Here is a 13,907-nt window from a genome sequence, read left to right on the forward strand (position 1 = left end):
ACCTCCACCCGTGCGCCACGCACTCGCTGCAGCAGGCCCCTCATGCTTCTTCCAGGGGCAGGTCCAGCAGGCGCCGGGCCATCTGGTCGGCGGCGCGCACCAGGGCATCGGTGATGCCCGGCTCGGAAGCCGCGTGGCCAGCGTCACGGATCACCTTCAGTTCGCTGTTCGGCCAGGCCTGGTGCAGCGCCCAGGCGTTGTCCAGCGGGCAGATCACATCATAGCGGCCATGCACGATCACGGCAGGCAGGTGGGCGATCTTTGGCAGATCGCGGATCAGCTGGTCCGGTTCGAGGAAGGCGTTGTTCATGAAGTAGTGGCATTCGATACGGGCGATCGACAGTGCGCGCTGCGGCTCGGAGAAGCGGTCGACCACCAGGGGGTTGGGGCGCAGGGTGGCGGTACGGCCTTCCCAGGTGGACCAGGCCTTGGCTGCGTGCATCTGGGCGATCTGGTCGTTGCCGGTCAGGCGCTTGTGGAAGGCAGTGACCAGGTCACCACGCTCCTCCGGCGGGATCGGTGCGATGTAGTCCTGCCAGTAATCAGGGAACAAGCGGCTGGCGCCTTCCTGGTAGAACCACTGGATTTCCTGGGGCCTGCACAGGAAGATGCCGCGCAGGATCAGGCCATGCACCCGCTCGGGGTGGGTCTGGGCGTAGGCCAGGGCCAGGGTGGAGCCCCACGAGCCGCCGAACAGCACCCATTTGTCGATACCCAGGTGCTCGCGGATACGCTCGAGGTCCTCGACCAGGTGCCAGGTAGTGTTGTTCTCCAGGCTCGCGTGCGGCGTGGAGCGGCCACAGCCGCGCTGGTCGAAGGTGATGATGCGATACAGGGTCGGGTCGAAGTAGCAGCGGCTCTGGGCGTCGCAACCGGCGCCCGGGCCGCCGTGGATGAATACCACCGGCAGACCTTCTGGCGAGCCGCTTTCGTCGACATACAGCACATGCGGCGCTTCCACGGCCAGATCGTGCCGGGCGTAGGGTTTGATCTGCGGGTACAGGGTCTGCATTGCGCACTCCGTGTGAGGATTATTCGGCCGTGGGCCATCATAAACCTGAATTGCGCTTTGAGCACTGCCCGCGCTGATGCCGCCGCACCTCAAGGGCACATATATCTACCTCCAGCAGTTCAGGCAGGCCCGCGATAGTCCCTCGCCCCAAATCAAGCAAGGGCCTCGCCATGCCAACTGCAGTCACTGCCGTGCCTAGTGTTCATTACGCCACCATCGAGCGCAGAATCCCCACCTGGCTCAAGCAGGCTCCACCAGAAACCCGACTTGCGATGCGCAACTGGCATCAACCCCCTGCCTGGCTGGTGACGGCACTCCAGCAACAACCGGAAGTCGCCAAGGCATGGCAGGAAGAGCACGCACGCCACCGCGAGCACCAGGTGCAGGTGCACAAGCTGTTCGAACAGCTTCCGACCCTGGAAACCTACGCCGCCAAGGCACTCACCGAAGCCATCCAGCAGCGATTCAGGTTTGACCTGGATGTGCGCAACACCTACCTCGTCGATGCCCGCCTGATCGAAACGACCGACGCCATCGACAGCCGCCAGGCCGTCGACCGGGCTACACGTTCGCTGCTGCACTGCGCCTTGCACAACTTCGACCAGGCCGCCGCTGCCGAACACGGCATGGACGCGCCCGCCTCCCTGCTCAAGAGGTCGGTCATCGTCGATCACCGGCGCTTCATGGGCACCGTGCCGATCATCAATGCACTGGGTATCGCCGCCGAAGACTTCGCCGACTTGTGTCGCACGCTGGATATCGGCGGCAAGTATCACGAACAGGTACATGCCATCTACTACCCGGTGGCCACGCCGTCACTCGGCGCCGATGAAGCCGCACTGGCCGTTTATGAAATCTTGGGGCGTGCCGAGGTCTCGGCATTCCGGCAATCCCTGCATTTCGCCCGCCTCAAGGGTGATATCAGCGAAACGCTATATTCCGCCGCTCTCGCCACACCACTTGACCAGGCGCCATCGCCCTCTTCGCCGGTGACATTCAGCTTGCTCGAGTTGTGGGAAGCCGAGCTGACCGGCGTTGTGCTCATTACCCTGCAAGCTGAAGGGCATCAGGCCGTGGCGCTGTACATCCCTGAAGACAGCACCACGCCCCTCAAGGAGTTCACCAGCCAGCAAGCCATGCACGACGAATTGCGCGACAGGCTCCAGGCCGATATCGGCTACCTGGACAGCCACCTCGCCGACCGCGACAAGGCGCGGATAACCACCCGCCTGAAGGACCGGCTCATGCCCCTCGCCTGGAGTGTCCGCGGCTTGCATGAACGTGTTCCGGACCCGCACGCCACCCTGTATCCGGTCATGAAGCCTTTCAGTTACGCCTTCCAAGGCGTGATGGCTTTCCAGAAGGCCCAGCGTCATGAAAAGGATGTGCTGTTCCACGCCACTCCCACCGAAATCGTCGACCGGCGCACCACGCAAGCCCACCGGGAACTGATCGCCGGCCGTGTGCTTACGGCCTTGAACATCGCCGGCTTCTTCGTGCCGGGGCTTGGCGAGGCAATGCTTGCCGTTTGCCTGGCCCAGCTGGCCCATGAGGTGTATGAAGGGATCGACGCCTGGGAAAACGACGAGCGTGATACTGCCTATGGCTATCTGGTCGATGTGATCGAAAACGTGGCCGTCATGGCCGCCCTCAGCGCAGCAGCCAAAGCATTGAGAGGCTCGCAGGGCAGCGAAACCGGCACGCCTTCGGAAGGTCCGGCGGTAGAAGAGCCAGAGGACGAGGAACCAGGGATAGCCCGTATTCCTGTAGAAACGCCTTCATTCATCGAAGAACTGGAAGACGTGGAAACATCCGATGGTCAGATGCGGCTGTGGAAACCCGACCTCACGCCCTACCAGAGCTTCGAGACACTGCCCCATGACCTGGTACCGGACGAACTGGGCCTACGGCATCACCAAGGCAAACGCTGGCTGGTACTGCAGGGCAATCAGTACATCGTCAGCCAAGCGCCAACGACTGGTGAATATCGTTTGCAACACCCTGCAAGTCCTCGCCGTTACCAGCCGCCAGTGCGGCACAACGGTGCCGGAGCATGGTTGCACGTTACCGATAAGCCACTGAGTTGGTCGGGCATGACACTCCTGCGCCGCATCGGCCACTTGAGTGGGCACTTCGACGAGCCGACGCTGCAACGGATTATCGCCGTCAGCGGCGTACACGAAGACGAGCTGCGCCGCGCCCTGGCCGAAAGCCAGCGGCTGCCGGCCTTGCTGGAAGACACCCTGCAACGTTTCAAGCTGGACGAAACGGTCCGCCAGCTGGCGGACGAGAGCACTCGGCCCGCTGAGTTTGCCAGGGCCTACGCCGGCCTTTCGCGCGACCTGGCGCCGGGCGCCGAGGCCATCCAGAGGGCGTATCCGAAATTGCCGTCAGCAGTCGCCAATGAGCTGGCGCGCGAGGCCAGTGCCAACGAACTGCAGATACTCGACAACGGCAAGGTACCACTGCGCCTTGCCGAAGAGGCCCGCATCTACCAGCAACAAATTCGCCTTGCACACGCCTGCGAAGGGCTGTACCTGTCCAGCGTGCCGAACTGGGATAGCGACCTGTTGATCGTGCATACGCTCGAACGCTTGCCAGGCTGGCCTGCACAGACCAGGCTCCGGCTGCTCCAGCGCATGTCCTGGCCGACCCAGGATCATGCCATAGGCACACTGGACACCCGCCCATTCAAGACCATCACCCATGCCCAGGCAGGGTACATCGTCCACGACGAAAGCCTGCCCAGCGCGGCGGTCAAGGTGTATTCAAGCCTTTACGCTGCATTGTACGAGGCACTGCCAGCGGCCATGGCAAGCATGGACGTCGCCGATCAGCAAGCGCTGCAGCGCCTTGTACAGGAAAGCCCGTTGCTGCCTCGCCCGGCCTTGAGGGTGCTGCTGGGCATGCAGCCCGTACGCCCAGGCTACCGTTCTCCCATGCGCCTGGCTGATGGCCGCCTGGGCTACCCACTCAGTGGCGGCGGCCCGGCCACCCATGGCATCACCCGCCAGCAGCTGTTCGAAGCTATCGAAGCCACAGGGCTCGCCGAACGCACCGGCCGCTCGGCGGATCAGGTTCTGCTGGCACTTGCCAGCCGCGGCCGTACGCAACTGCAGATATTCGAACATTTGCAGACACTACTGGAGCAGCGCAACGAGCTGCAAAGCAGCCTGGACGATTGGAGCGAAGCCATTTCGCCGGCAAGCGACCAGGCAGCACAGGACTACGACAGCCTGCGTGACTCGATCATGCAACATTGGTACGACACTGCGCTGGACAGCACCGGGCCCACCACCGAACTGCGTATCGCCCGCGTCCCCCTTGCCGACGTGCCCCTCACCTTGCCCGCTTTTTTCAACGCACGCGTGCGCAGCCTGAGCCTGATCGACTTACCGTCAGGGTCCTTGGCGGGCTGGGCGCAAAACGAGCGCCTGCTGCAACGCCTGCTCAGGCAGATGCCGCAGATCGAGTCGCTGGAAATCAGCCGTCCGTTTGACCCCAGGGCAACACCCTCGCCCTTCCTGTTCAGCGTGCCCACCATCACCGAGTGCCTGCCAGCGTTGCAACGACTGGTGCTCACCAACCAGAACATGACGCTCTCCGAAAGCGACCTGAACCTGCTGTCAGGGCTTCGCCAATTGAGATACCTCGACCTGAGTGGTAACCGGCTGGCGCAGAGCAACAGGCCAAGCTTCCATGAATTGACCCTGGATTACCTGGGCCTGGACCAGATGCAATTGGCCCAATGGCCGATCGGGATTGGTAGCGACGCCTTGGCGCGCATTGCCCACCTGTCATTGCGCCACAACAATCTCAGGTCGTTGCCCACGTTCCTGCTTCATGAAGCGGACATGCTGACCACGCCACCGGTGATCTCGCTGGAAGGCAACAGTATCAATGAATCCCACCTGCAGCGCTTGTTGCTGAACGAGCACGTCGACACCTCGGGTATCACCACGGACCAGCCAGCAGCACTTTCCGAACAGCTAGCACGCATTCGCGATGAGCGACGGCAGATGCGCGATGCGATCGATGGCTGGGCCCAGGCATCCAGTTCGAGCAACCCATTGACCCAGGCCGCACTGGCGGACAGGCAACGTATCGCGTCAGCAATCGATCAATTCTGGGAACAACAGGAGCAGGGCCAGTCATACCTGCGCCTGCAACTCGAGGACGTGGCCATCGAGCATTTCCCCAGGCGGCTTCCAGCGTTCTTCGGCGCCCGCGTACGTGCACTCAGCCTGACGCGGTTGCGAGGCAGCACCTCACAGCTCGATGAACTACTCAGCCGGTTCCCTAACATCAGCCGGCTGACCATCGATGCACACCAGGCCGCCATGCCCTCGCTGGCATCCGCCCTGGCTCGCCTTCCCCAACTCACCTACCTGGAGTTTCGCAACATGGGTCTGGAGGTCGACCAGGCCATGATGGACATTTTCGCAGGGCTGCGAAACCTGACCTCGCTGGACCTGTCGGGCAACCGGGCAGGCAGCATCGACCATGTGCCCGCATCGCTGGCCGGCAACCTGCAGTCACTCGCATTGACCAACATGAACCTGCAAGCCTGGCCCAGCTGGTGTGACAGTTTGCTGCCACTGGAACTTCTGGACCTGAGCTCGAACAACATCACCCAGTTGCCCGAGCACATCCTGACGAACCTGAACAATCCCATGCCAATCTCGTCGATCGCCTTGTTCGACAACCCGCTGCCTCTTGAAACCATCCTGCGGGTACGCACGTTCTCGGACAGCCAGCACAGCTATTCCTTTGCCCTGGATATCCCCGACGACCTGATGTTCTTCGACTCTTCCAGCGAAGGATCTCTCGACCACCCTCACTTCCCACTGCTGGGCGATGATACGCCCAGGCTGGAGGACTGGATGCTGGGTAGCGAAGCACAGAATGCCGCATTGCAGGACTGCTGGGAACGGCTCGAAGGCAGTGATCTGTTGCGTCTGGCGGGCCGTTTGCACAATGCCGCCCCATACGTTGACCCGAATACGCGAGCCACCTTCTGCGAACGGGTGCGCTTGATGCTGGTGGTGGCTGCAAGCAACGAAACCGAACGCCCGATCATGGAGAGCATCGCCGCAGCGGCATTGCCAGACCCGGTAACCGGCTCGCAGACCTGCCATGACGGAGCGCTGCAGGAGTTCAACAATATTGAACTGTACCTGATGAGCCAACGCCTGTTGGTCGACGCCGGCGATTCCCTGCAAGCACTGCGTCGTCGCCTGTTGCAGCTTTTCCGGATCGAACAGCTGGAGCTGCTGGCCAACCAACGGACCGGCTCGGGTGACCTGGTCTCGGTACGCCTGGCCTACCGCCGGGAACTGGCCAGGGAACTGGACCTGCCGATCGCCGACAGCATGCGTTTTCGAGGTGCTGCGAACCTGGCGCGCGATGAGCTATCCAGTGTGTTGGAAAAGGTCCGCAAAAGTGAACTGAGCGATGCACTGGTCGACTACATGCTGGCGAATACGGACTGGACCACGCGCCTGCGCGCCGAGTGTGCCGACCGCTTCGCCGAAATAGACGCACGTTTCCGCCTGCGGGTACTCGAGCTGGCCAGCAAGGACCACTCGCTTCAGGACGAGTTGAACTTGCAGCAAGGCCTGCAAGATGACAAGGACCAGGAAGAGAAGGAGCTACTGCGCGAACTTACCATCAAGCAGATCAACAACAACTGACCCGTAGTGACTGGCGACGCGCATGGCCTGCATCGCGTCGCCATTCTTACTGGCGAACTTCACCGCCCGTAATGCGCCTTGCCCCAGTCCAGCACTGCCTGCAGAAGCTGCTTCAACACCTCCTGTGTCGGCCGTGCCAGGTCTTCGCGGTAAGCGAACGGCTCGGCTTCTTCCATGTAAGTGCTCTGCGCCAGCTCCAGCTGCACCGCATGGATGTGATTGGCCGGATCGCCGTAATGCCGGGTGATATGCCCGCCCTTGAAGCGGCCATTGAGCACATGGCTGTAGCCTTGGGCCTGGGCGCACACCTCTTTCAGCCGTTCGGCCAGAGCCGGGTCGCAACTGGCGCCGTTGAAGGTACCCAGGTTGAAATCCGGTAGCTTGCCGTCGAACAGGTGCGGGATCAGTGAACGGATCGAATGGGCGTCCCACAGCAGGGCGTAGCCGAACTGCTCGCGCAGCCGCGCCAGCTCGCGACGAATCGTGTCGTGGTAGGGGCGCCAGATCTGCTCCAGATACTGCTTGCGCTCCTCGCCTGTCGGCACCAGCCCGTCCTTGAACAATGGCTCGCCATCGAACAGCGTGGCCGGGTACAGGCCAGTGGTGGCACCAACGTACAGCGGCTTGTCGTCATCCGGGCGGTTCAGGTCGATGACGAAGCGCGAATACTCCGCTGCCACCACACTGGCGCCCATCTCACGGGCAAAGTCATACAGCCGTGGTATATGCCAGTCAGTGTCTGGCAGGCTGCGCGCCTGATCGACCAGGCCGTCTCGTACCGCCGGCGACAGCTTCAGGCCGGCATGGGGCATGCTGATCAGCAGCGGCAGGCGGCCCTGGTGAAAACTCAGTACCTTGTCCATCGTGCCTCACTCAGTTGGAAATCTCGTGGCCCTTGCGCACCACGCGCTTGGGCAGGTCGCCGCCCAGCCAGTAGGCCAGGTCGGCGGGGCGTTCGATCTGCCAGGCGACGAAGTCGGCGACCTTGCCCACTTCCAGCGAGCCGTGGCTGTCGCCCAGGCCCAGCGCCGTGGCGGCGTGCACGGTGACACCGGCCAGGGCCTCTTCCGGGGTCATGCGGAAGCAGGTGCAGCCCATGTTCAGCATCAGCCGTAGCGACAGCCCTGGCGAGGTGCCGGGGTTGAGGTCGCTGGCCAGGGCAATCTTCACGCCGTGGCGGCGCAAGGCGTCCATCGGCGGCAGCTGGGTTTCGCGCAGGAAGTAGAACGCGCCCGGCAGCAGCACGGCGACCGTGCCGGCTTTTGCCATGGCAATGGCGTCTTCCTCGGTCATGAATTCCAGATGGTCAGCCGACAGCGCCTGGTAGCGTGCCGCCAGGCTGGAGCCGTGCAGCGACGACAACTGTTCGGCGTGCAGCTTGACCGGCAGGCCCAGCTCGCGCGCCTTGATGAACAGCCGCTCGACCTGGGCCGGGGAGAACGCCAGGTGTTCGCAGAAGGCATCCACTGCGTCCACCAGGCCTTCGGCGGCCAGGGCCGGCAGCATTTCGTCGCAGATGTGCGCGATGTAGTCGTCAGCCCGGCCGACGTATTCCGGTGGCAAGGCATGGGCTGCCAGGCAGGTGGCGCGCACCGCCAGCGGCAACTCGTCGGCCAGGCGCCGGGCCACGCGCAGCATCTTGCGCTCGTTGGCCAGGTCCAGGCCGTAGCCGGACTTGACCTCGATGGTGGTCACGCCATCGCGCATCAGCGCCTGGACCCGCTGGCGGGCACTGGCGAACAGTTCATCCTCGCTGGCCGCGCGGGTGGCCCGCACGGTGCTGGCGATGCCACCACCCTGTGCGGCGATTTCGGCATAGCTCACACCCTGCAGGCGCTGCTCGAACTCGCCGCTGCGGTTGCCACCGAACACCGCGTGGGTGTGGCAGTCGATCAGCCCAGGGGTGACCCAGGCGCCGCTCAGGTCCACCGTACGCTCGGCCTCGACCGCCGCCAGCTCGACGCTTGGGCCGATCCACTCGATCAGCCCGTCTTTGGTGACGATGGCTGCGTCCTCGATGGCCGAGTAACGGCCCTCGGCCATGGTTGCCACATGGCAGTGCTGCCAGACGGTTCTCATACCTTGACTCCTGTACTTAGCGGTGCAGCTCGGCCGGTTCCGCTACCGGCTGGCCCTGCCCTGCGCGCGGCTTGCACCAGAGCAGGTAGGACGCCACCAGGAACACCACCCAGACCACGCCGACGAGCAGTGCCGCCTGGGTATCCGGGAAGTAACCGAGCACGCCAAAGATGAACACCATGAACGCAATGGCCATGGCCGGGCCGTAAGGCCAGAACGGTACCGGGAACTGTAGCTGGGCCACTTGTTCACGGCTCATGCTGCGGCGCATGGCCACCTGGGTGAGCAGGATCATCAGCCAAACCCACACGGTGGCGAAGGTGGCGATCGAGGCGATCAGCAGGAACACGTTCTCCGGGATCAGGTAATTGAGCAGCACGCCGATCAGCAGCGCAGCGCCCATCACCACCACGGTCATCCACGGCACGCCATGCTTCGACAGCTTGCTGAAACCACGCGGGGCGTGGCCTTGCTGGGCCAGGCCGTACATCATGCGACCAGCGCCGAAGATGTCGCTGTTGATGGCCGAGATCGCGGCAGAAATCACCACGATGTTCAGCACCGCGGCGGCAGAGCCGATGCCCAGGTTACTGAAGATCTGCACGAACGGGCTGCCCTGGCTGCCGATCTGCGGCCATGGGAACAGGCACATCAGCACGAACAGGGTGAGCACGTAGAACAGCAGGATGCGCAACGGCACGGCGTTGATAGCCTTGGGGATGACCCGCTGCGGGTCCTTGGCCTCACCGGCGGTGACGCCGATGATCTCGATGCCGCCGAACGCGAACATCACCACGGCAAAGGAGGCGATCAGGCCACCCACGCCATTGGGCATGAAGCCGCCGTGGTCGAACAGGTTGCTGACACCCACGGCCTGCCCGGTGCCTACCTGGCTGAAGCCGAAGGCCATGATGCCGAGGCCGGCCAGGATCATCGCCACGATGGCGCCGACCTTGAGCAGCGACAGCCAGAATTCCATTTCGCCAAAGACCTTGACGTTGCACAGGTTGAGGCCGCCGATCAGGAAGACGATGCCCAGCACCCAGATCCAGCGGGCCACTTCCGGGAACCAGAAGCCCATGTAGATACCGAAGGCGGTGACGTCGGCGATGGCGACGATGACCATCTCGAAGGCGTAGGTCCAGCCAAGGATGAAGCCGGCCATGGGGCCGAGGTAGGTGCTGGCGTAGTGGCCGAACGAGCCGGCGACCGGGTTGTGCACGGCCATTTCGCCAAGGGCGCGCATGACCATGAACACGGCGGCACCGCCGATCAGGTAGGCCAGCAACACGGCCGGGCCGGCCATCTGGATGGCCGAGGCGGAACCGTAGAACAGCCCGGTGCCGATGGCGGAACCGAGGGCCATGAAACGGATGTGGCGGGCACTTAGCCCGCGCTTTAGACCTTGAGCTTGTTGCATGTCACGTCCTTAAATTGTTTTTGTGGTCGTGAGATCGAGGGGGGCTGCCTTGCAGCCCAATCGCCGGCAAGCCAGCCCCCACAGAGATGGTGTGTCGCATCTCCATCTGTGGGAGCCGGCTTGCCGGCGATGGGCCGCACAGCGGCCCCTGGGGGCATTACAGGCTTGGCAGCACACCAGCCGGCAGCAGGCCGGTCAGGCTACCCTTGGCCAACAGTTCCACGGCCTTTTCGATGTCGGGCGCGAAGAAGCGGTCACGGTCGTAGTGCGGCACTTCGCTGCGCAGCGCCTGGCGCGCCTGCTCCAGCTTGGCCGAGGTCTTCAGGCCCTTGCGCAGGTCCAGGCCCTGGCAGGCGCCCAGCCATTCGATGGCCAGCACACCACGGGTGTTTTCGGCCATTTCCCACAGGCGCTTGCCAGCAGCCGGGGCCATCGACACATGGTCTTCCTGGTTGGCCGAAGTCGGCAGGCTGTCGACGCTGTGCGGGTGCGACAGGGCCTTGTTCTCGCTGGCCAGGGCAGCAGCGGTGACCTGGGCGATCATGAAGCCCGAGTTGACCCCACCGTTTTCCACCAGGAACGGCGGCAGCTGGGACATGTGCTTGTCCATCATCAGCGAGATACGGCGCTCGCTCAGCGAACCGATTTCGGCAATGGCCAGGGCGATGTTGTCGGCGGCCATGGCCACCGGCTCGGCGTGGAAGTTACCGCCGGAAATCACGTCACCTTCGGCAGCGAACACCAGCGGGTTGTCCGACACGGCGTTGGCTTCGATGCCCAGTACCTCGGCAGCCTGGCGCAGCTGGGTCAGGCAGGCGCCCATGACCTGCGGCTGGCAACGCAACGAGTACGGATCCTGGACCTTGTCGCAGTTCTTGTGCGACAGCGACACTTCGCTGGAGTCGCCCAGCAGGTCACGGAAGCAGGCAGCAGTGTCGATCTGGCCACGCTGGCCTCGCACTTCGTGGATACGCGCATCGAACGGCGAGCGCGAGCCCAGTGCGGCTTCAACGCTCAGGCCGCCGCAGGCAATGGCGGCGGCGTACAGGTCTTCACCCTGGAACAGGCCACGCAGGGCATAGGCGGTGGAAGCCTGGGTGCCGTTGAGCAGGGCCAGGCCCTCCTTTGCAGCCAGGGTCAGCGGCTCGAGGCCGGCCACGGCCAGGGCTTCGGTGGCTGGTAGCCACTGGCCCTTGTAGCGTGCCTTGCCTTCACCCAGCAGCACCAGCGACATGTGCGCCAGCGGGGCGAGGTCACCGGAAGCGCCCACCGAACCCTTCAGTGGGATGTGTGGATAGACTTCGGCGTTGACCAGGGCGATCAGCGCGTCGATGACTTTGCGACGGATACCGGAGAAGCCACGGCTGAGACTGTTGATCTTCAGCACCATGATCAGCCGCACCAGGTCGTCATCCAGCGGCGCGCCGACACCGGCGGCGTGGGACAGCACCAGCGAGCGCTGCAGGTTTTCCAGGTCGTGGCTGGCGATGCGGGTCGAGGCCAGCAGGCCGAAACCGGTGTTGATGCCGTAGGCGGTACGGTCTTCGGCAATGATCTGCTCGACGCAGGCAACGCTGGCGTCGATGGCCGGCGCGGCGCTGGCGTCCAGCTTCAGGCGCACGGGCGCGGCATGGATGGCGCGCAGCTGGGCCAGGGTCAGCGTGCCAGGCTTGAGGGTCAATTCGGTCACTTTACTACTCCAATCGCGTGGAGCCGCAGACCCGTTTGTAGGTGCCTGCGCGCTCCTTCTTGTTGTTCAGTATCACCCTTGTGGGGTGCGATCCAAAGCGTGGCGATCAGCCAGTGATCATCGGCAGGTCCAGGCCCTGCTCCTTGGCGCAGTCGATGGCGATGTCGTAACCGGCATCGGCGTGACGCATTACGCCAGTCCCTGGGTCGTTGGTCAGCACGCGAGCGATACGCGCGGCGGCTTCATCGGTACCGTCGCAGACGATGACCATGCCCGAGTGCTGGGAGAAGCCCATGCCCACGCCACCACCGTGGTGCAGCGAAACCCAGGTAGCACCGCCGGCGGTGTTCAGCAGGGCGTTGAGCAGCGGCCAGTCGGAGACAGCGTCGGAACCGTCGCGCATGGCTTCGGTTTCACGGTTGGGGCTGGACACCGAACCGGAGTCCAGGTGGTCACGGCCGATCACGATCGGTGCCGACAGCTCGCCGCTGCGTACCATTTCGTTGAACGCCAGGCCCAGCTTGGCGCGCAGTCCCAGGCCAACCCAGCAGATACGTGCCGGCAGGCCCTGGAAGCTGATGCGCTCGCGAGCCATGTCCAGCCAGCGGTGCAGGTGGGCGTCGTCGGGGATCAGTTCCTTGACCTTGGCGTCGGTCTTGTAGATGTCTTCGGCATCACCGGACAGCGCCGCCCAGCGGAACGGGCCGATGCCACGGCAGAACAGCGGGCGGATGTAGGCCGGCACGAAGCCCGGGAAGTCGAAGGCATTGGCCACGCCTTCTTCCTTGGCCATCTGGCGGATGTTGTTGCCATAGTCGAAGGTCGGGACACCCTGCTTCTGGAAATCGAGCATGGCTTGCACGTGCACAGCCATCGACTGCTTGGCGGCCTTGACCACTGCAGCCGGCTCGGTCTGCGCGCGGTCGCGGTACTGTTCCCAGGTCCAGCCAGCAGGCAGGTAACCGTTCAGCGGGTCGTGAGCGCTGGTCTGGTCGGTGACCATGTCCGGGCGCACGCCACGCTTGACCAGCTCTGGCAGGATTTCGGCAGCGTTGCCGTGCAGGGCGATGGAGATGGCCTTGCCTTCGGCGGTGTACTTGGCGATGCGTGCCAGGGCGTCGTCGAGGTCGGTTGCCTGTTCATCGACGTAACGGGTTTCCAGGCGGAAGTCGATGCGGCTCTGCTGGCATTCGATGTTCAGCGAGCAGGCACCGGCCAGGGTGGCGGCCAGTGGCTGGGCGCCACCCATGCCGCCCAGGCCGGCGGTGAGCACCCACTTGCCTTTCAGGCTGCCGCCGTAATGCTGGCGACCGGCTTCGACGAAGGTTTCGTAGGTGCCCTGGACGATGCCCTGGCTGCCGATGTAGATCCAGCTGCCGGCGGTCATCTGGCCGTACATGGCCAGGCCCTTGGCGTCCAGTTCGTTGAAGTGTTCCCAGTTGGCCCAGTGCGGCACCAGGTTGGAGTTGGCGATCAGTACGCGCGGGGCATTGCTGTGGGTCTTGAACACGCCGACCGGCTTGCCCGACTGCACCAGCAGGGTTTCGTCGTCTTCCAGGCGGGTCAGGGTCTCGACGATCTTGTCGTAGCACGCCCAGTTACGGGCAGCGCGGCCGATACCGCCGTACACCACCAGTTCCTTCGGGTTTTCCGCGACCTGTGGATCGAGGTTGTTCATCAGCATGCGCAGCGGCGCTTCGGTCAGCCAGCTTTTGGCAGTCAGCTTGTTGCCACGTGGGGCACGGATTTCAACGTCACGGTATTTGTTGTTGTCGGTCACGGGAAAGGTCCTCTGCGGTCGTCCGCGGGCGGGTATGTCGTGGTAGATATACAAACACACCTTTACTTGTATGTACAAGCATGGACAACCAAAATAATTGGACTTTCCCGCTGAATGGCAAAAGAAATGGGGCCGCTGCGCGGCCCTTCGCGGGCTTGCCCGCTCCCACAGAGAGCTCCACTGCCTTCAAGGCGTGCGCTGTACCTGTGGGAGCGGGCAAGCCCGCGAAGGGC

7 protein-coding genes are annotated in these 13,907 nt (G+C 63.7%); 1 reads left to right on the forward strand and 6 read right to left on the reverse strand.

The window, feature by feature from the left end; all coding sequences use genetic code 11:
- Positions 1–40: 40 nt before the first annotated feature.
- Positions 41–1,012 (reverse strand): prolyl aminopeptidase, encoded by a 972-nt coding sequence (gene pip / locus J5M58_RS11975; protein ID WP_013974556.1) that lies wholly within the window; start codon positions 1,010–1,012, stop codon positions 41–43.
- Between the two features lie 170 nt (positions 1,013–1,182).
- On the opposite strand from pip, the gene J5M58_RS11980 reads away from it, so the two are divergent.
- On the forward strand, positions 1,183–6,705 hold the full coding sequence (locus J5M58_RS11980; protein ID WP_243432316.1) for a DUF6543 domain-containing protein: 5,523 nt from the start codon (positions 1,183–1,185) through the stop codon (positions 6,703–6,705).
- A gap of 59 nt (positions 6,706–6,764) precedes the next feature.
- On the opposite strand, the gene hutG is transcribed toward J5M58_RS11980, so the two are convergent.
- From hutG to hutU, 5 genes are all read right to left on the reverse strand, one after another.
- Positions 6,765–7,568, reverse strand: coding sequence for an N-formylglutamate deformylase (hutG, locus tag J5M58_RS11985; RefSeq protein ID WP_207878223.1), 804 nt, complete (start codon positions 7,566–7,568; stop codon positions 6,765–6,767).
- Positions 7,569–7,578: 10 nt separating this feature from the next.
- Positions 7,579–8,784: an imidazolonepropionase gene (gene hutI, locus J5M58_RS11990; protein WP_112249573.1), complete on the reverse strand. Its 1,206-nt coding sequence runs from the start codon at positions 8,782–8,784 to the stop codon at positions 7,579–7,581.
- A gap of 16 nt (positions 8,785–8,800) precedes the next feature.
- Positions 8,801–10,204 (reverse strand): amino acid permease, encoded by a 1,404-nt coding sequence (locus tag J5M58_RS11995; protein ID WP_207878224.1) that lies wholly within the window; start codon positions 10,202–10,204, stop codon positions 8,801–8,803.
- Positions 10,205–10,361: 157 nt separating this feature from the next.
- Positions 10,362–11,894 carry a histidine ammonia-lyase gene (gene hutH / locus J5M58_RS12000; RefSeq protein ID WP_112249577.1) on the reverse strand — a complete coding sequence of 511 codons (1,533 nt, stop codon included), beginning with the start codon at positions 11,892–11,894 and terminating at the stop codon, positions 10,362–10,364.
- A 106-nt stretch (positions 11,895–12,000) separates the two neighbouring features.
- Positions 12,001–13,674 (reverse strand): urocanate hydratase, encoded by a 1,674-nt coding sequence (gene hutU / locus J5M58_RS12005; protein WP_133975954.1) that lies wholly within the window; start codon positions 13,672–13,674, stop codon positions 12,001–12,003.
- Positions 13,675–13,907 lie beyond the last annotated feature (233 nt).

This window comes from Pseudomonas sp. 32_A (assembly GCF_017490905.1).
GTDB lineage: Bacteria > Pseudomonadota > Gammaproteobacteria > Pseudomonadales > Pseudomonadaceae > Aquipseudomonas > Aquipseudomonas inefficax.